This window comes from Paenibacillus sp. FSL R5-0486 (assembly GCF_037975155.1).
Lineage (GTDB): Bacteria > Bacillota > Bacilli > Paenibacillales > Paenibacillaceae > Paenibacillus > Paenibacillus amylolyticus.
The window spans coordinates 7,174,973-7,194,500 of the sequence record NZ_CP150237.1 but is presented as its reverse complement, the minus strand read 5'-3'; the positions used below and the strand labels follow the sequence as shown (position 1 = coordinate 7,194,500).

Genomic DNA, 19,528 nt, shown 5'->3' with positions numbered 1-19,528 from the left:
AGACCCCAGCATGCGCATGCTAGACGGGTGGGATAATCGGAGGGAGAGAACGGAATGAAGTTGCTTGTGTGGTTTGTTAAAATCGTGCTAACCGTGTTGCTGGTCAGTTCACTGACACTGCTCACGACCGGATTAATTGTACAGTCATATGCGAAGTCGCTACTCGCGAGTTTCAATATTCAGTGGGAAGGTCAACCCATGGGGCTAACCGCCATGTTCCAAGGTGCTTTGGGCGGTAAAACCAGCGAGGGGAATAAATCGGGAAATGGGACGACAGATCAGCCGACAGGAGCGGACGAAGAGCAGGTTCCGGAAGATGCTGTTTCCGTTATGGGGAATGGGACGGAGAGCGGTCAATCTGGCGTAGATGCAGGCAATAATGCGTCCCAAGGGAGCGGCTCAGGCGAGGGCGCAGGTGTAGGCTCAGGTACAGATACGACTGGCGGATCAAATTCAGGCACAAGTGCAGGCAATGGGACGGATACGGGCACGGGTAATGGTACAGCTTCAGGCAATGGAACCGGAGCGGCCAGCGGAGGTGCTTCTTCAGGCAATGATGCCATTGTTGTATCACCGGATGACATTACAGGAGCGAAGGACAAGCTGCCAGCAGAGGAGAAAGAAAAAATCTTCAGCCTGCTCATGAACAAGCTGCCGCAGAAAGAGATGCAGCAGATCTCAGGTGCCATGGAAGGCGGCCTAACGGAACAGGAATTACGTGAGATTGAACAGGTGATCTCGAAGTACCTGACCAGTGAAGAGTACGACAACCTGATGGAAGTACTGCAAACAGAATAGGATGATAGGCAGGCAGGGAAGACAGGCGTGCTCATAGACGTATCGCCTGATTCATAATGTAATGGACTTGTCGAGGATGATTGAATATAATTTATTTAGATAAATTCTGGAAATGCCTGTAGGAGGGTACAGTGTATGAAATATAAAGGTAAAGAACACGACATATAAAAACGTTCAGGCAACATTGCAGAAACCTCCAGTCCAATTCGTGGACCTCCGTTCATAGGTGCTTTCAAGAGAACCGATGGACTTGTGTTTACGAATACACTAATTGGAGGTTGTATTGACCATGAACTTATATCATTCTAATTCAGAACCATCAGTAAAAGAGTTTGCCGAGGCGGCGAAAGAGCGATACGAGCAAGGGCTGCAAGAGGCGGACCAGCCGTTTAGTGGCTGGGATTTTAGCTATGTAACAGGGAGTGGGCGACTCCAGAGCGGAATATTGCCTTGGTCATATGGAACGATGGCGCGCCGATTATTGAATCAAACAGAACGAATGCTCGACATGGGGACTGGTGGAGGAGAGATGCTGTCCAGACTCCGTCCCCTTCCTCCATACACATGTGCGACCGAGGGCTATCTCCCCAATATACCTATTGCAGAGGAACGTTTACAGCCGCTCGGTGTGAAGGTGCTTCCAGTGACTGATGATTCGCAACTTCCTTTCACAGATGGGGAATTCGATCTGATTCTTAATCGGCATGAGTCGTATGATGAGCGGGAAGTTAGGCGGATTCTATCGGTAGGGGGAATGTTTCTAACTCAACAGGTAGGTTGGTCAGATTGCAGGGAGATCAATGATCGGCTCGGCATTCCTATGCCAGCGGATTACGCTGGATGGGAACTGGATCGTGCTGTTCTTCAGCTGGAACAGTCTGGATTCCGTATTCTGGAGCAACGGGAAGCAACCCCTGCACAACGTTTCTATGATATAGGCGCACTGGTATATTATCTAAAGACTATCCCGTGGCAAGTACCTGATTTCAAAGTGGAACAGTTCCGTCAGCCATTAATGGATATTCATATGGAGATGGAGCACAATGGATTCTGGGAAGTATAGCAAAAGCGATTTGTAATTCTTGCAGTCAAAGAATAGAGACATAAAAGTTAATTTCTATTGTGGCATGAGCTGAAATCCAGTTTAAGATAAACCACAAACAGGTTGTTTACGTAATCCCTTATCAGAGTTGATCTGGTGAGGGATTTTATATGTATTTTTATGAAAAATAAAGCATATTTCACTGGGTCTTAGAACCTAGTCTTAATTTGCGAATAAAAGTACATAGTACAGCGGATGTTGAGGCATAATGGGTGATGGACCAGCCGTACTATCTTATGGATAATTCAGGGAAAGCAAGCGGGGCATGGCTTTGCGGTGTGACGTGTAGAGTTGAAATGAGTGTAAAACCTGTGTTAAAGTATACGGGTGTGATAAAAGGTTAAAATTTTGACACTTTTACGAGCGCAGCTAAAGTCCTGATTTTGCGGACACCCAATACAAGTATCAACGAGCATGGGACAGACACGATGGGTGATGTCTTGACAGAAATGCGAACTGAGAAGTGCTGAAAAGGAGAGAATCATGAAAGGTTTCAGAGGCATACGCCAACCGGGCAAAGACCGGGTACACGAACAATCCGGGGAACACCGGACGGCCGAAGACAAAAACAACATGAGCATGTCCACCTTCAGTGTGAATAAGAAGCGCGTTCTGGCCTCGCGCAAATGGATCATTACAGCAGCATGTGGCGTATTCATCGCAGCATCGCTCGGGTTCGCAGGCAAACAATATGTTACTGCAAACACCGTACCGTACTATAAAGTAATGGTTAAAGGTAGCGAGATTGGTACCATTGCAGATGAGGCACAATTACAACAACTATTTACAGACAAAACTGAGGAATATCAACATAAATATCCGGATGCAGAGATGGTGCTGAACACGGATGGCATCACAACCGAAACGGTAAGAGCGTACAAACCTGAAGTGAACAGTGACGAGACGCTAGACAAACTGGGTGACATGCTGACAGCCTACGCCAAAGGTGTGGAGCTCAAGGTAGACGGTGAAGTCATTGGTATCGTGAAGGATCAGGCAACAGCTGATGCAATCCTGGAACAAGTGCAGAGCAAATACATATCGGCATCGGCTGTGCGAAGTTCGCTTAAGACGAAGTCGGTATCGGCTAACTCCTCGAAGAAAGAGGAGGGACCTAGCACAACCCTGAAGTCGGTAGGCATCAAGGAAGATGTAGCGACAGATGTGGTGAAGGCTGATCCAAACAAAATATGGGATGTGTCCGAGGCGGTTAAAGCTTTAACCGTTGGTAAAGACGCGCCTGTAACTTATGTGGTTCGTGAAGGAGATACAATCTCTTCGATCGCTGCCAAGTATGAAATTACACAAAGCGAGATTCGTAAGCATAATCCGGGCATCAAGGAAACGTCGCTTCAAATCGGAGACGAACTGACCTTGACCGTTCCGAAACCGGCGGTAACCGTTAAATCGGTTGAGCAGGTTGTTGAACAAATTGAGATCAAACCGCAAGTGGAAGTGCGCAAAAGTGATGAGTTGAAAGCAGGTACAACAAAAGTCGTGCGCCCAGGACAAAGCGGCTTGAAAAGCATGCAGTATCGTATAACCAAAGAAAATGGTGAAGTGGTTCAGGAAGAGTGGCTTGGTCAGGAAGTGATTAAAGCAGCTGTAACTGAAGTAGTCCTTAGCGGAACAAAAGTTGTTGGTGAGGGCTCAGGTGAATTTGCTTGGCCGGTATCAAATGCAACGATGAGTAGCAGCTTTGGACAGCGTTGGGGTCGTCAACATAAAGGGGTCGATCTGGTAGGTAACCGGGATGTGAAAGCGTCTGATGAGGGTGTAATTACTTTTGCAGGACAGAAAAGTGGTTATGGTAATGTCATCATTATTAACCACCGTAACGGATACGAAACACTGTATGGACATTTGAACAGCATTGGCGTTAAGGTTGGACAAGTGGTTGAAAAAGGCGAGAGTATCGGCGTTATGGGCAACACGGGTCGTTCGACTGGAACACATCTGCATTTTGAGATTATTAAGAATGGAACGGTAGAAAATCCGTTAACGTATCTGAACTAATATAGAGCTTAAGTAGAGCAAGGTTGGCTATAATGCTGGCCTTGTTTTTTGCTGCTGTAAAAAATTTTCAGATGAAAGACCTTCCAAGCCCCTGATCGGGATGTGACGGTGCTTCAGGTATGTTAAACTAGAGAGTATAAACAACAAACTAGAGAAACAAATCAAGCAGGCTGGTACAAGCTAAACATAGAAGAGAGATATAAACGCTAACGCGGATTAAGCAGGATATAGGGGTGAACTTAGCCGATGCAGGGGAAGATTTTGGTGGTGGACGATGAACAGCCCATCGCGGATATTCTGAAGTTTAATTTGGAAAAAGAGGGTTACGAGGTCATCTGTGCATTTGATGGCATTCGTGCGGTTGAATTGGCGTTATCCGAGAAACCGGACCTGATGCTGCTGGATCTGATGCTCCCGGGCAAGGACGGTATGGATGTCTGTCGCGAGGTGCGCGCTCATCTAGAGATGCCAATCATTATGCTTACCGCCAAAGATGGCGAGATCGACAAGGTGCTCGGACTAGAATTGGGTGCGGATGATTACGTGACGAAGCCATTCAGTACGCGTGAGTTGCTTGCACGGGTGAAGGCACAGATGCGCAGACGGCAAAAGCTTGCGATTACGGCAGAAGCGCACGAAGACGAAGAGAAGCAGGTCATGCGGCTATTTGATCTGGCGTTTGATATGGACATGTATACGGCTTATAAAGGCGGAGAACCGCTTGATCTGACCCACCGTGAATACGAACTTCTCTATTATATGGCGAAGCATTCCGGCAAGGTTATGACACGGGAACATCTGCTGCAAGCGGTATGGGGATATGAATATTTCGGTGATGTACGTACCGTGGATGTCACGATCCGTCGTTTGCGTGAGAAGATTGAGGAGAATCCGAGCAAACCGGAAACGATTCTGACTCGCCGCGGGCTCGGTTATCTCGTGCGCAGTGCCAAAAGCGTGGGGATATAATGGGCCGATTCGCGCGATTTTCGTTCTTCCGAACGATTCAGGCGAAATTGATAATTATCTATGTACTGCTGATTCTGATTGCGATGCAATTGATCGGGGTTTATTTTGTGAGCGCGATGAAGAACTCACTAACGAGCAACTTTACGGAAGACTTGCAGGCGCGTGCGGAGATGCTGTCGGTTCTCGTGGGGGAGACGATGGCTGGTGGAGAAGCAGAGGCTGGCGAGGACAAAACGGAAAATCTGCGTGTGCTGGTGAACAACCTGTTCAACATTAACGGTGCCGAGATTCAGGTGCTGGATGCCAGCGGCAAGGTACTCACGACCTCGCTAAGTTCACATTCGGACTATGTGGGTCGCAAAAACACCCAGACCGTCGTCAGCCGTGCGCTGCAAGGCATTCGGGATAATGAGGAATATATCGTGGACGAGGATAATGTTCGCAAAAAGGTCGTCGCCAAGCCGGTGCTGTCCGGCGGCAAGATCATTGGTGCGGTCTACATCGCGGCATCCATGAACGAGCTGTATTCCACGATGGAGGGAATCAACAAAATCTTTATCTCCGGCATTTTGATTGCCTTGGTGCTAACGGCGGTACTTGGCGTGATCTTGTCTCATACGATAACGCAGCCGATTAAGGAAGTGACTCGGAGAGCGACAGCGGTCGCAGAAGGTAACTTCGATCAGCAGACACCTGTATTTGGCACGGATGAGATTGGTCAGCTCAGTCGGGCTTTTAACTATATGACCAGTAGGCTTCGGGACGCACTTTCACTGAATGAAGAGGAGAAGGAGAAGTTGACTTCCATTCTGACGAATATGAGTGATGGTGTGGTGGCTACGGATGAGTACGGTAAAGTCATTCTCGTAAACCGTCGTGCCAGCAGCATTCTGGGTATGCATCCTGCGGATATTGAAGGAAGACACTTCGCTATATTACTCGGTATTGATCCGGAGGATGCGGAAGCTCTCGCGAGTGGTTTCACAGGTTCAACGTTGTTGCAGATTGCACCCGCAGGACAAGAAGAACCTGTGGTCATTCGGATGACGTTTACACCAGTTCATCGACGTGAACGGGGGATCACGGGAACGATTGCCGTACTTCAGGATGTTACGGAGCAGGAAGAGCTTGAGGCATCCCGGCGTGAATTCGTAGCCAATGTATCCCATGAACTGCGTACACCACTGACCACGATCAAGAGTTACGCGGAAGCACTGGATGACGGTGCACTGGAAGATCCGCAGCTTGCCGGTCGTTTCGTTGGTGTTATTCAGAACGAGACGGAGCGAATGATACGACTGGTTACGGATCTGCTGCATCTATCTCGGCTGGATTCCAAAGAGGCTTTGCTACGTAAACAGCCAACCGATATCCTGGAAATGCTGGAGGAAGTGACGGATCGATTCTCGTTTCAGATGCATCAGAAGGATATTCAGCCTGTGCTGTCTGTAGAGAATGATATTCCGGCTGTTCCGTTGGATCGTGACCAGATTGATCAGGTGCTGGATAATGTCGTATCCAATGCGCTGAAATATACATTGGAAGGCGGCACCATTACGATTGCGGCTAGACGCAGTGATGAACACGCACTTGCCATCTCGGTATCGGATACCGGAATGGGTATCCCACAGCGCGATCTGGATCGCATTTTTGAGCGGTTTTATCGGGTGGACAAGGCTCGTTCCCGCAGTATGGGAGGCACAGGGCTAGGACTGTCCATTGCCCGGGAAATTGTGAAGGCACATGATGGAAGCATCTCTTTGGAGTCTGAAGTAGATGTGGGAACGACAGTAACGTTCACACTGCCGATGCGTGAGAAAGGGGGTGAGCACCGTGAAGGAACGGATTAAATCCTTGGTGCTTGCTGCCCTTGTTGTAGCCAGTCTGGTTCAGAGTTATTTTCTGATCTACCGTTTGCCCGGAGGCGGGGATTCCATTGTGACGTCAGAAACGAATTATGTGAAGACGGAAAATATGGGTCAGGAACGCAATATTGAAGAATTGATCTTCCCTGATCAGATGATTATTCATCTGGGTGAGGATAAACATACGGTCTTTTACCCTGGCAATACGTTCTATCAGTTGATCTATTCACGGTTACAGGGGCGGGCGTTCGATGATTTTCAGCGCCGCAGTGTGCAATCGGTAAACTGGGATCAGATTCGCAAGGAGAACCCTGGGTTTGAGCTATCGTTCAAAGAAGGTATTCCCGTAGCATTGTTACAGCGGGTGATGAGGCTTGGGACGGATTCCTTATTCCAAGGGGAGACGATTAACCGAATCTCGATCTATACGTCCAAAAATGAAACGAAGGCCCATGCGCTGTTCTTCAGCGCCAAGGGAGACGTGGTATACGAAGCAACGCAGGCGGACCTGACAGTACAAGACGTGCAGCAGCATGTTGACTTCGGTACGAACTGGACGCCATACACGTTGATGGATGGCGGATATTATATCCCTGCGGAAGCGTTGGAGACGATTGAGGCGGATGTGCCAACAGGACAGTTCACGGTTGAGCAGATGCAGCGCAGTCTGTTCTTCGATCCAAGCATGACCCGGAACATACGGGAAAAAGATGGGTCGGAGATTTACACGGATAGTAAACGTAGTCTGCAGGTAAAACAGGAACAGCGCTGGATCAGTTACACCGATCCGGCGGCACCGCCTGCGGGACAGAGTGATCCCGCGAAGGATGCGTTGTCTGCGGTTGACTTTGTGAATCAGCATGGTGGCTGGAAAGGCCGTTCGCGCATGATGCTGGAGACCGCCGACATCAAGACGCAGCTTGAATTCCAACAGTATTATGGTAGCTATCCGATTATGGATTCCATGCAGTTCCGCTTTGGCACGATCAGTATGGAGATGCAGCAGGAGACGGTATCCAGTTATGAGCGATCACTGGAATACCTGAACGAAGGTGCAGAGACGAAGAAATCGGTAAAGTTGCCTGGCGGAGACAAGCTGAAGGCTCTTATTAAAAAGGTAGCAGGTGAGAATCGCCAGGTGGTGGATGTCTACCCGGCGTATCGTCCTTCTTCAATTGAGGACGGACTTAAGCTGATTCCGGTATGGGTGATCCGCTTTGGAAACGGGGAGGAAACCACCGTTTCTTGATGGGTTGTAGGGTAATGGAGTCATTCGATATCCGAGCGAGGTGTAAGGTCACACGATAACGGAGAGGGCAGAAAAAAGCTGGAGAAGCGAAGCGTTCGCCTTTATCGACGGATTTCTCCCTTAGGAAAAGGGAATCAAGAAATCTGGGGATAACAGCGATCGGAAGGTTGTTCTGACCGCGGAGTGGGCCAGTGTGATATTAGTTGCTTTTATCAAATGGACGGAGGTGAATGTTTTGGATTGGGGACGGGCAAAAAATGTGTTGATCTATGCCTTTCTGCTGCTCAATCTGGTGCTGGGATACCAGATCTGGATGGATGCGCGAGAGACGGCCGGAGCCAATCTGGACTTCACCTCACTGGCAGATAATACACAGCAGGCGATGGAAGAGAAGGGCATTCAGGTGCTGGCTCCGATTCCAAATGAAACGCCAAAGCTGCCGAAGTTGTCCTATGAGTTCATTGAAGAGGACAAGGCTGGCGTGGATATGGAACTGGAACAGCCTGTAGATAGCAAGCTTATCTTCTCGCAGAGTGAGCTGGAAGATGCATTAGAGCGTGAGATTCCACAGATCGGGACATACCGGCTGGATCAGCTGATGGCCGAGGATGGGGCTTTTGTGCTTCACCCACTGGTGGATGGCAAATGGCCGCTCTTCAATGTGAGTCTGGAGCTATTCTACAGCGACCAGAAAATAACGGGTTACCGTCAGACTCCAGTGCGGATTACGACCGCAGAGGAGAGCGATCAGCAGGTGCTTCCGGCGTCGAAGGCGCTGGGAACGCTGATCGAGAACTTTTTGCCAAATGATGCAATTGTCAAAGATATTCAGCTGGGCTATTACGGCCAGTTGTTCAATTCAGATATACAGGTAGCGATGCCGGCATGGCGGTTCGTGCTGGAAAGTGGCGAAGTGTTGTACGTGCAGGGCATCAGTGGGGATGTATTCAGTCCCAAGACAGACAAACCAGGGGAGTAATGCGTTATGGGGATATATTTTACCGTGTTATCCAGCGGTTCGACAGGTAATGCCACAGTCATACAACATGGGGGTACCTCTCTCATGATTGACGCTGGTCTTAGTGCGAAGCGATTGGATGCACTGTTTCAGGAAAGGGAGATTTCTGGGGCAGAATTGGACGGGATTCTGGTTACACATGAACATTCCGATCACATTAAAGGACTAGGCGCGATGTCTCGGAAATATAATTTACCAATCTACGCGAATCTGAATACGTGGGCGGCACTGGAGAAGTCGGTTGGGGCGATTCCAGAGGAAAACCGGAGGGTATTTGAGACGGGTGAAAAGCATGATTTTGGGTCACTGCGCGTGGAATCCTTCGGGATCTCGCATGATGCGGCTGAGCCGGTAGGGTACACATTCGATGATGGTACGGAGAAGCTGTCTGTTGCAACGGATCTTGGGTACATGAGCGACAAGGTTCGTGAAGCGATTTCCGATTCTGACGTGCTGGTGCTGGAGGCGAATCATGATGTCGAATTACTGCGTATGGGACGTTATCCATGGAACACCAAGCGCCGGATTTTGAGCGACATTGGGCATTTGTCGAACGAAGCAGCAGGTGCAGCGCTTAGTGAACTGATGAACGGACGCATCAAGCGCACGTATCTGGCACATCTTAGCCGAGATCATAATATGATGGACTTGGCGAAAATGTCGGTGCGCGACGCAATGGAGAGCCGTGGATGCTTTTATCGGGATCATGAGTTCAAACTCTGTGATACGTATTACGACCGTCCTACGCCATGGGATAGGGTGGGTGAGCCATAAAGCTGTCCAGTTCGGCGGCTTTGCGCTCGACTTCCTCGCGGGTTAGGATGCCTTTATCAATAAGTAGTTCAATGATGGTGCTGAGTGCAAGGGTATTGCGATAGTGTTCTTCCTTGAGATCGGCCAGCTTGGCCGCCATATGAACTTCATCCATGGCTGTAAGTGTACGTGTGCGATCCATATATATCCTCCTCTATTAAGCTTCGAATTGTCTTTTACTATTATTGTAGTCAGGCTTGATGGAAAACATTCCTCTTTTTGCCGCTAACATTTGTGTGATGAGACGTGTATGCTGAACCTGTGACTATGCAGGGGTGAAAAAGTTCTTCAAATTTGCCAAAATGGCGCTTAGCGGACCGGATTTTGTGGTGATAGATACTATGGACCTTTATTGTTAAGCGCGTTATAGCGGAAATTTGCTTTAATTTTCGTAAATATGCAACTTTTTGTGATTTGACGTGTTTAGTATATGAGGAGCATTGTGATTTTGGCTGTTTTGCGTGTGAAATGGCATGTCATAGAATGCGAGAGCATGATTGATAGAGTCACTGACAGAATGGCGTGTCCGTTCTGTTGTACATAGACGCTGTATCTTGATTTGATGCCGGGATGCGGCGATATGCAAGACCATTTTTTAAAATTGCAAAAAAGCATGGGAAACCGTTGGAGTCTTCACGTAACGAAGACGACAGAAGAAACCTGAAGAAACAGAGTGTTCGCCTTTAGGAACAAATTTTCACCTTGGAAGAGGGGATCAAAAAAATTTGTGAGTAACAGCGATCGGAAGGTTCGTCTGTTGGCGGAGTGGTGTATGTGAGAACTCCATCGTTGAACCATGCGACAACTTAGGCGGCAGTCAGGGTCTTGATGCGTGACAACGAAGGGGAGAGGATCACGATGGGATTGTTTGGAGACGATTTTTATTCAACCAAAGTATCAAGACGCGCCGAACCTGAACAGAAAGGCAAACTTCAGATCATCCGCCCTGGAGGCAGAGCACGTGGACGTGACCGCTGGAGCAATCCGCGCAGATCGCGTACGGGAATTAGTTCCACAGTGAAGGTAGCTGTGATTAGCTCGGTGATCAGCTCCATCGTGACCGTCATGCTGTTTAGCTTCATCACACAGCCTGCTTCGTTACCGCTGGCTAATGCTACAGGTAATGGTGGTGGAGGCGGTGCACAGACAGCGCAGGCAGCTGATCCATACGATCGGATTATCCAGGCAGCAGCCCACGTTCGTCCTTCCGTGGTGAGCATTGTGAACCATAAAACGGGTAGCAGTCTATCGATGGAAGATTCGGCGCTGGGCTCAGGGGTCATTTTCAAGAAGGAAGATGGCAAGGCATATATTATGACCAACCACCACGTTGTGGAGGGTGCGAGTGATCTGGAGATTGTGACCGTAGATGGGGAGACACATAAGGCAAAGCTGGTTGGTAAAGACCGTGTAAGTGACATTGCTGTACTATCTGCAGAAGATAAAGGGCTGGGTGCAGTCGCGGAAATTGGCGATTCCAGCAAACTTCAGCGCGGTCAAACGGTGTTGGCAATCGGAAACCCACTCGGTCTGGGCGGTACGCTGACATCCGGTATTGTCAGTTACACGGATCGTATTCTACCGGTATCGATTAATCAGGACGGAGTGTACGACTGGGAGCAAAACGTGATCCAGACGGATGCGGCGATTAATGAAGGTAATAGCGGCGGTGCTTTGGTCGATTTGAACGGCAAAGTGGTCGGCATCAACACGATGAAGATCTCGGATACGGGCGTTGAAGGTCTTGGCTTCGCGATTCCGATGAACGAAGTGATGAAAACGGTAGATTCCCTGCTACTGAACGGTAAAGTATCTCGTCCATACCTCGGCGTGTACACGGTCGATCTGAGCAACCCTTATGCACCACTGGATGACGAGCAGCGTAAGGATCTGAAGCTGCCATCTCATGTGGACAGCGGTGTGGTTGTGCTGGAAGCATCCGGTCCGGCATCTGAAGCAGGTATGAAGCTGAATGACGTCATTACGGAATTTGACGGGCAAAAAATTACCTCCACGCTGGATCTACGGAAATATCTGTACGATGAGAAGAAGATTGGGGACACGATTGAAGTGACCTTCTACCGGGATGGCAAAGCTGAGAAAGTATCGGTGAAGCTGACGGATAAACCGGAGTAAGGGGAGCCTAACGAGCCCATACTGTTGCGTGGATTGAAATAGGGAATGCTAGAAGAGTGATCAGATCAACTGACCACTCTTTTTTAGTTATTATGAGTGGACTTGTTCATTCGACAGTAAATGAGTAGATCAACCATTTTTATATTCTCATGATCAGTTAGACCCGGAGCCAAAGGAGCAGATACATAAGACTTGTGCTGTGGTAAACTGTTGTCAATATGTTGGAGACGGTCGCTGATGCAATAACATCTGTTTGTCGATCTGATTTTATTCAGAATGGAAGGGGTATTTCTAATGAAACATTTGAAGAAAAAGATGCTTGGGGGAACGAGCTTGGCGCTGTCGCTGTTTGTGCTGTCGGCCTGTGGATCTGAGGTAGCTACGACAGGAGCATCTGTAGATACAAGTGCTCTGCAAGAGAAGATTGCAGGGCTTGAGAAGAAACTGGTGGAGCAGGGAGCCAAGAGCGTTGAGCAGGAGCAAAAGATCGCAGCACTTGAGACCAAGTTGAATGAGTTGAGTACAAGTGTGATTGCGGTAGGTGAGGCTGGTGGTCAAACGCCTGTAACATCGGGAAACAACGGATCGGCCGGGAAAGGCGATGGGGTGCTGATTACCTTTGCCCAGTATGAGAAGCTTGAGGTTGGCATGTCGGTGGGAGATGTCATCGAGATCCTCGGCGGCGAAGGTGAAGCACTGAGTGAAGCGGAGAATATGGTGGTTTACAACTACAAAGGTACAGCTGGCAATGGTGCCAATGCTGTTATTGCTTTTCAAGGCGGGAAGCTGTTGACGAAGGCGCAGTCGGGATTGAAGTGAAATTAGTATTGGACATGAAGAGTCTGAATCTTTGGAATAAAGCGTATTACAGGGTTAGGGGAAGTTAAATGGGGGACCAATCAGAAAATTCTGGTTGGTTTTTTTGTTGTTTTTATAAAGTTTGTGAGTAGCGGAAAAGTTATTAGAAGTAGATTTTTTGAATAATAACTTGACATTCGTAGTTATTTGTAACTATAATCATTACATTATAGAAGTTGTAACTGTATTAGTTACATATAACGATTTGAAGGGGGATTCAGTCGAAGCAATTGTATAACCAGACTATAGGATGGTTTAAAAAATTAACGGAATTGGCTGCTAGATGCATTGATATGGATGAATGGCAGCGACATAAAGAGAGGGAGATCAATTAAATGTTTATTAAAAAATCATCAATGGGCGTTATGCTCGTTCTATGTTTCATGTTAATTCTGAGTGCTTGTGCGGGTACAGCAAGTAAAACCGAAAATGCGGAAGACTCTTCATCCAATGCTACTAGTGCTGGAAATACAAAGAGCGAGGAAACAAACACACCAGCGGTGGAGCTGAAAGTGACTACCTATAATCCTGGGGAAAACAGCATTTTTGGCGTTTCATCAAACCTGATTGAAGGTCCAACTGAAATCGTGCTCGTTGATGCGCAGTTCCAAAAGAATGATGCCGAGCAATTGGTCAAAATGATTAAAGAAACGGGTAAAAAACTGACCGCCGTATATATCAGCCACAAGGACCCGGACTATTACTTCGGTCTAGCGGTAATTCGTGAGGCGTTCCCTGATGCAAAAATCGTTGCAACTCCAGCAACGGTGGAAGGAATCAAGGAAACAATTCAAGTGAAGAATGACTATTGGAATCCGATTCTGAAAGAAAATGCACCAACTGCACAGATTGTTCCGGACGTCCTTGACGGTGCTCAAATGACTGTAGATGGAGAAGCCGTAGAGATTATTGGTCTAGATGGTTCCGATCCGTCCCATACGTTCCTGTGGATTCCTTCCATTAAGACTGTTCTTGGTGGTGTTCCTGTCTACGAAAATTCGCACGTTTGGATTGCAGATAACCAAACGCCAGAGAGCCGTGACTACTGGCGCCAATTGCTAGACCAAATTATTGCATTGAATCCAGAGCGAGTGATTCCAGGTCATTACCTGGGTACCAGTGCCGGGGATATATCGAGTGTTACATTCACCCGTGATTATATTGCTAAATTTGAAGCAGAGGCAGAGACAGCCAAAGATTCTAAAGAACTGATTGCAGCCATGGAAAAAGCATATCCGGACTTTACGAATACAGGCGATCTGGAGACGAGCGCTCAGGTAATTAAAGGCGAAATTTCTTGGCCTTAAGTAGAACGATGGACTTCTAGAAACGGTATAAGTAAAAGGCAAACATCCTTATCCTGTTAAGTGGGAGGGATGTTTTTGCTGTCATTAGGCGTGTAGGGGTTTCTTTTCGGCGGCAGGTGTGATAGAACTGAGAAGTGGCTATCCTGTAATGGGATACGCGGTTGTGAATCGGGAACATAGCTGGTTACAGAAAGGATGCTTAACGGATGTACGTTGTATGCAAAGAACACGTGGACATTGCCATCGACATGTTTGTCGATGAGTATGAGGACGCTCCAGATATCGTTGATCTGAAGGAGACGGAATTTGCCGACTGGGACCCGCCTGCGAAATGCGCCGAGTGCGAACAACATGCGGAATTCCTCGTCGTTTAGCGTACTGTAGGACTTAGATGGCCGGAGGCGTGACTTAAGGTGGCGCTTCGGGCTGACTTTCCATCCGGTATGAACATCACAGCAAGAGGCCAAGGAGAGCGTGATGAGCGCTCTTTTTGTCTTTGTGTGGGGAATTGGTGTGGTTAGTAGGTAGCGTGGAACTGCGGCAAAGGTCGTAGGGGGTGACGTGGGAGTAGGCGAGAGTAAGAGAAGATTAAGGTAGGTAGGTGCCGAGTTGGGAGTGGGCTAGGTTGTAGTAAAGGTGCAAGTTGTAGGTAATAGAAATGGAAGCCGCTGAGGCATGGGGGAAAGTGCCGTTGGGTAACAGCGATGTGGGTAGTGACGTGGGTGTAGACTGGCCGAGTAGCTCTAACGAACTCGAGACGCCTTATATGAGGCAAATACCGCCTGGTTGAAATCTAACGAATCGTAGACACGTTATATTACAGAAAAGGCCTCGAAAGAGGTGGGGAACGCTCGTGTTGACTGAGTTAGCGTGTTTCAGATTCGTTAGATTTTAAAGTAGCCGAAATGGGGCTGAATAAGGTGTGTGAGATTCGTTAGAATTTGGAGAAATGTGTAGTATAGGTATAATACAGTTGGAACGAACGATGCGATGAAGCATCTTACTTATAGAATATCTCGCAAGACAATTTAGGAGGAATGAATTTCATGTTTATTCAGATCATTGGCGTAGGAAAATTGAAGGAAAAATATCTGACGCTGGGCATTCAGGAATATGCCAAGCGGCTCGCCCCGTACATCAAGTTTCAGATGATCGAGGTCGCAGACGAAAAGGCGCCCGATACCCTGAGCGAAGCTGAGGTTCGGGCGGTAAAAGAGCGCGAGGGCGAACGCATCCTCGCGCATGTGAAGAGCGAGGCGCATGTTGTCGCGCTCGCACTGGATGGCCAGCTCTGGAGTTCCGAGGAGCTGGCATTGGAGATCGACAAGCTCGGCACGTATGGGACGAGCCATGTCGTGTTTGTCATCGGAGGAAGCCACGGGCTCTCCGATGAGGTGTTGCGCCGCGCAAAGCAGCGCTTGAGCTTCGGGCGCATGACCCTGCCGCATCAGCTTATGCGGCTGGTATTGGTGGAGCAGATTTATCGCGCTGTGAAAATCAATCGGGGGGAACCGTACCATAAATAGGGCGAAAAGTTGAGTTGAAGGTTGAAGCTTTAATGCTAAATATATCAGGAATAATTCTCCATCATTTGATATAAATAATTTCGAAAGTCTTCAACATAGGACTTGGGCTCTACAACTTTTAGATGAGTGCCGAAGCTTGCTAACAATTGAAATCCCATATGATTTTGTGGGACATAAATAGTTGCTAATAAAGATCCACCATTATGGTCTTCAATACTTCTTCGACCATACCTTTCGATGATTTGATCTTTTATGCTAGGCGATATCCATGCCTTAATCGTGACGAATTGCGGTAGATAACTTGCAACGCGACCTTGCTCTGACCAATCGTCTCTAGGATGAAACCTACGTTCATCCATCGTAATATGATCGATCCGCGATAACTTGAATGTTCGATATCCCTGTCGATGTAAACAGAATCCTTTCAAGTACCAACTCGATTCGTTGAAATGCAGCTCATAGGGCTCGACCATTCTATTCGTTACAGCCCCGTCTTTATCTGTATAATCAAACGAAACCAGCCTTTTTTTAGAAATGGATTCTTGACATATCTTTAAGGTTTCAAGAATCTCGGACCGACCTTCCCAAACATAAAACGACAGTTGAATGGAACGATTCAGAGACAATGGACTAACCATTGCCTCTATTTTTTTTATCGTTCTTTCCACTTCTTCAGTAAGGAGGAGTTGTTCCAATCCGCCGAGCGCAGCCAATATATTCTGTAAATCGGAGCTGCTTAGAAGGCGTTTATCGACCTTGTATTCGTCCATTATGCCGTAGCCGCCTTTGACGCCATTGACAGAGTAGATTGGGATGTTCGATAAGCTCAATGTTTCCATATCGCGAAGGATCGTTCTTTTGGAGACATTGAATAGTTGTGAGAATTCCGTTGTAGAAACAATCTCTTTCCTCAGCAATATCATGATAATCGAAATGAGTCTCTCCACTTTGTCCATAATTGCCCTCTTTTTTTACATGATTTTATAAAGGTGACACTAAGGTGTCACCTTTTATCTATTATACTACATGTATCAAAAGAAGGAGGTTTTAATTCAATGTTTAATCCAACCGATTTTCCCAAGCCCACCCTTATTTCAGTCAACAGTGTGGAACTCGAAGTGTTTGAAGCAGGCCGAGAAAACGCTGGAAAACCTATTGTACTCTGCCACGGCTGGCCAGAGCATGCCTATTCTTGGCGCCATCAGATGGACGCACTTGCCGCAGCAGGCTACCATGTCATCGTCCCCAACCAGAGGGGTTACGGCAACTCATCCCGTCCAACCGAAGTAACAGACTATGACATTGAACACTTGTCGGGTGATCTCATCGCGCTTCTCGATCACTATGGATACGAGGATGCTACCTTTGTCGGTCATGACTGGGGTGCATTCGTCGTTTGGGGACTGACCTTGTTGCATCCAAACCGCGTCAATAAAGTGATAAATCTGAGCTTGCCTTATCAAGAGCGCGGAGAAAAACCCTGGATCGAGTTCATGGAAGAAATACTTGGCGGCGATTTCTATTTCGTCCACTTCAATCGACAGCCAGGCGTCGCGGACGCCGTATTCGAAGACAATACATACAGGTTCCTTCGCAACCTGTACCGGAAGAACGAGCCTCTCAGAGCACCTGAGCCAGGTATGGCGTTGATCAATCTCGCCAGAGCAGAAACACCGCTCGGTGAGCCCGTATTGAGCGAAAGCGAGCTGGCCGTTTACGTCTCCGCTTTTGAAACATCAGGGTTCACGGGCAGCATAAATTGGTACAGGAACCTTGACCGCAACTGGCGCTTATTGGCGAAAGTGAACCCAATCATCCAGCAGCCGACCCTCATGATCTACGGCGACCGGGATGTGGTTGCGAAGTCTGAAAACCTGACAAAGTTCGTGCCCAATGTGGAAGTGGTTAATCTGGATTGCGGTCATTGGATCCAGGAAGAAAAGCCGGAAGAAACAAACCAAGCGATATTAAAATGGCTGGAATAATGGGAGATGTAGTTTTTTTCAAAAACCAAGAAGAGTTTAAAGATTGGTTAGAAGAACATCATGCTGAAGCTATTGAAATTTGGGTGGGCTATTTTGGGATAAGTACAGGGCGTGCAAGCCTTACTTGGTCTGCATCAGTAGATGCCGCTCTTTGTTTTGGGTGGATTGACGGTATACGAAAAACCATTGATAAACAAAGCTATAAGATTCGCTTTACTCCGCGCAAAGTAAATAGTGTATGGAGTGCTGTGAACGTAAAGAAGGTAAAAGCACTAATACAGCTTGGAAAGATGAGACCAGAAGGAATGCACGTCTTTAACAACAGAACCGATGCACAAGGCTATTCCTCTGAACAAAGAAACGTGGAACTTGCCAAAGAATATGAAGAACAAATCAAGGCAAATCAAACAGCCTGGTTATTCTTCACTAATTTATCACCATCCTATAAAAGAGATTCTATCTGGTGGGTAATGAGCGCCAAGAAAGAAGAAACACGATTAAGAAGGCTTGGAATGTTGATCGCTTCATCTGAAGAAGGGTTAAAATTTCAACATTGCAAAAAATATTACAGAATAAGGAAATATAAATAACGAAAGAATCGTTAAAAGGGATTTTTGGTACTACATACATCTGGGTCTATTGTTTCCCAGATCTTTAGGAGAGAGGAGCTACTGTATTTCTCAAACAATTAGGGCGAAGGTCTTTCCTACGAAAGTATTGAAGAATCATACACTCAAGAAACATATCTTCATTTGTAAGTCACATCGAGTTTTCCGATGTGACTTTTTGTGTAAAAGTTGATTCTAATCAAATTCTGCATATATCTCATTTGGTACCTCTTGTTACCATAGAAGTAAAGGGGAGAAATTATATGGATAAAAAGATTAAACTACTATTCACAAAAGATATATTGAAAGAGTCCGCACAATGTTTTGGAATACGTGAGAACTCCATTATCGAATTAAATGGGTTTCAAAATTTCGTTTATTCCGGCGTCGTTGAAAATAGAGAAGTCATTTTAAGAATTACGCATGTCACCCATCGAAATGAATTATTAACAAGAGCGGAACTAGATTTCATCATGTTTCTGGCTGATCGCGGAATGAAAGTAGCAAGGCCTATTCAATCTTCATCAGGGGATCTTATTCATATCATTGACGGGTCCTTTATTGTGACAGCTTTTGAGAAAGCACCAGGCAGAAATGCAGTAATCGCTGAGGAGAGCAATACGTTTTATGAAAATATTGGACAAATGGTCGGGAAAATACATAAGTTATCGCTTAATTACTCGACCCAAAACCCACGCCATGAATGGAGTGGTAATACTCTATTAGAATCTTTTAAGAAGTATTGTCCGTTAGAATTACACAGTAACTATGATCGTTTAATTAATGAAATTAGTGCCCTGCCCAAGGAAAAAAATACATATGGTCTTATTCATGGGGATATCAGCCCTGGCAATTATCTTAATGATGGGGATAAAGCCTTTATTATTGACTATGATGAGGTGGAATATAGCTGGTTTGTTTCTGATATTGCTACACCATTATTTTATGAAATCCCAATTCCTTGGGTTGTGTCTGGAGATGTGAGGAAGGAGATTGCAAAACGCTACTATTGCAACTTCTTAAATGGCTATTGCAAGGAATACACTGTAAGCCAAAGCCAGTTAAACAAAGTTCCACTATTTATAAATTTAAGGCAAGCTAGAGTTTTAGCTGCGCTCTATAGAAGCAGAGACTTTAACGCTCCTGATTGGACTGAATGGTATGAGCAAGCCCGACGCTTTTACTATGAAAATTTATTAAATAACACACCTTATATTGATATGGACTTTTTGAGTTAACAGGTGAACCCTGCCACAATTAGGGCGAAAGGCTTTTGAT

At 46.8% G+C, this 19,528-nt stretch carries 18 protein-coding genes; 16 read left to right on the top strand and 2 right to left on the bottom strand.

All coding sequences use genetic code 11. From position 1 onward, the window contains the following. Positions 1–54: 54 nt before the first annotated feature. The 8 genes from MKY01_RS31735 (at position 55) to MKY01_RS31700 (ending at position 9,791) form a co-directional block, all read left to right on the top strand. On the top strand, positions 55–798 hold the full coding sequence (locus MKY01_RS31735) for a hypothetical protein (RefSeq protein ID WP_339284922.1): 744 nt from the start codon (positions 55–57) through the stop codon (positions 796–798). A gap of 289 nt (positions 799–1,087) precedes the next feature. Further along, positions 1,088–1,861, top strand: coding sequence for a class I SAM-dependent methyltransferase (locus MKY01_RS31730; RefSeq protein ID WP_339284920.1), 774 nt, complete (start codon positions 1,088–1,090; stop codon positions 1,859–1,861). Positions 1,862–2,383: 522 nt separating this feature from the next. Continuing rightward, positions 2,384–3,916, top strand: coding sequence for a peptidoglycan DD-metalloendopeptidase family protein (locus MKY01_RS31725; RefSeq protein ID WP_339284918.1), 1,533 nt, complete (start codon positions 2,384–2,386; stop codon positions 3,914–3,916). A 246-nt stretch (positions 3,917–4,162) separates the two neighbouring features. Beyond that, positions 4,163–4,885: a response regulator YycF gene (gene yycF / locus MKY01_RS31720; RefSeq protein WP_017691453.1), complete on the top strand. Its 723-nt coding sequence runs from the start codon at positions 4,163–4,165 to the stop codon at positions 4,883–4,885. Next, the gene (gene walK / locus MKY01_RS31715; protein ID WP_036671863.1) at positions 4,885–6,735 is read left to right on the top strand and encodes a cell wall metabolism sensor histidine kinase WalK; all 1,851 of its coding nucleotides are present in this window, start codon (positions 4,885–4,887) and stop codon (positions 6,733–6,735) included. The genes yycF and walK overlap by 1 nt, the downstream gene beginning before the upstream one ends. After that, on the top strand, positions 6,719–7,999 hold the full coding sequence (gene yycH, locus MKY01_RS31710; RefSeq protein ID WP_339284916.1) for a two-component system activity regulator YycH: 1,281 nt from the start codon (positions 6,719–6,721) through the stop codon (positions 7,997–7,999). The genes walK and yycH overlap by 17 nt, the downstream gene beginning before the upstream one ends. Before the next feature lie 235 nt (positions 8,000–8,234). Beyond that, a complete protein-coding gene (gene yycI, locus MKY01_RS31705) occupies positions 8,235–8,978 on the top strand; it encodes a two-component system regulatory protein YycI (protein WP_036612041.1) in 744 nt (247 codons plus the stop codon). Between the two features lie 6 nt (positions 8,979–8,984). Continuing rightward, positions 8,985–9,791 carry an MBL fold metallo-hydrolase gene (locus tag MKY01_RS31700; RefSeq protein ID WP_036611902.1) on the top strand — a complete coding sequence of 269 codons (807 nt, stop codon included), beginning with the start codon at positions 8,985–8,987 and terminating at the stop codon, positions 9,789–9,791. Here MKY01_RS31700 and MKY01_RS31695 read toward each other — a convergent pair. Continuing rightward, positions 9,760–9,972: a hypothetical protein gene (locus MKY01_RS31695; RefSeq protein ID WP_036611899.1), complete on the bottom strand. Its 213-nt coding sequence runs from the start codon at positions 9,970–9,972 to the stop codon at positions 9,760–9,762. The two genes, MKY01_RS31700 and MKY01_RS31695, sit on opposite strands and share 32 nt — an antisense overlap. Before the next feature lie 716 nt (positions 9,973–10,688). Between MKY01_RS31695 and MKY01_RS31690 the strand changes: the two genes are divergently transcribed. The 5 genes from MKY01_RS31690 to rlmH all read left to right on the top strand — a co-directional run bounded on the left by MKY01_RS31690 (position 10,689) and on the right by rlmH (position 15,657). Next, positions 10,689–11,966, top strand: a complete 1,278-nt coding sequence (locus MKY01_RS31690) for a trypsin-like peptidase domain-containing protein (RefSeq protein WP_036611896.1) — start codon at positions 10,689–10,691, stop codon at positions 11,964–11,966. Between the two features lie 294 nt (positions 11,967–12,260). Then, complete coding sequence (locus MKY01_RS31685; RefSeq protein ID WP_051449799.1) at positions 12,261–12,785, top strand: hypothetical protein; 525 nt, start codon at positions 12,261–12,263, stop codon at positions 12,783–12,785. A gap of 374 nt (positions 12,786–13,159) precedes the next feature. After that, a complete protein-coding gene (locus MKY01_RS31680) occupies positions 13,160–14,131 on the top strand; it encodes an MBL fold metallo-hydrolase (RefSeq protein WP_339284914.1) in 972 nt (323 codons plus the stop codon). A 206-nt stretch (positions 14,132–14,337) separates the two neighbouring features. Next, a complete protein-coding gene (locus MKY01_RS31675; protein ID WP_017691462.1) occupies positions 14,338–14,505 on the top strand; it encodes a CxxH/CxxC protein in 168 nt (55 codons plus the stop codon). Between the two features lie 672 nt (positions 14,506–15,177). Continuing rightward, complete coding sequence (gene rlmH, locus MKY01_RS31670) at positions 15,178–15,657, top strand: 23S rRNA (pseudouridine(1915)-N(3))-methyltransferase RlmH (RefSeq protein ID WP_017691463.1); 480 nt, start codon at positions 15,178–15,180, stop codon at positions 15,655–15,657. Between the two features lie 44 nt (positions 15,658–15,701). On the opposite strand, the gene MKY01_RS31665 is transcribed toward rlmH, so the two are convergent. Continuing rightward, positions 15,702–16,613 carry a YafY family protein gene (locus tag MKY01_RS31665; RefSeq protein ID WP_127547508.1) on the bottom strand — a complete coding sequence of 304 codons (912 nt, stop codon included), beginning with the start codon at positions 16,611–16,613 and terminating at the stop codon, positions 15,702–15,704. Between the two features lie 99 nt (positions 16,614–16,712). On the opposite strand from MKY01_RS31665, the gene MKY01_RS31660 reads away from it, so the two are divergent. The 3 genes from MKY01_RS31660 (at position 16,713) to MKY01_RS31650 (ending at position 19,488) form a co-directional block, all read left to right on the top strand. Continuing rightward, complete coding sequence (locus tag MKY01_RS31660) at positions 16,713–17,642, top strand: alpha/beta hydrolase (RefSeq protein WP_127547506.1); 930 nt, start codon at positions 16,713–16,715, stop codon at positions 17,640–17,642. After that, the gene (locus MKY01_RS31655; RefSeq protein ID WP_255319789.1) at positions 17,582–18,232 is read left to right on the top strand and encodes a YdeI/OmpD-associated family protein; all 651 of its coding nucleotides are present in this window, start codon (positions 17,582–17,584) and stop codon (positions 18,230–18,232) included. Before MKY01_RS31660 ends, MKY01_RS31655 begins: the two co-directional genes overlap by 61 nt. A 281-nt stretch (positions 18,233–18,513) precedes the next feature. After that, entirely contained in the window at positions 18,514–19,488 is a 975-nt protein-coding gene (locus tag MKY01_RS31650) for a phosphotransferase (RefSeq protein WP_127547504.1), read from the top strand. Positions 19,489–19,528: the final 40 nt, after the last annotated feature.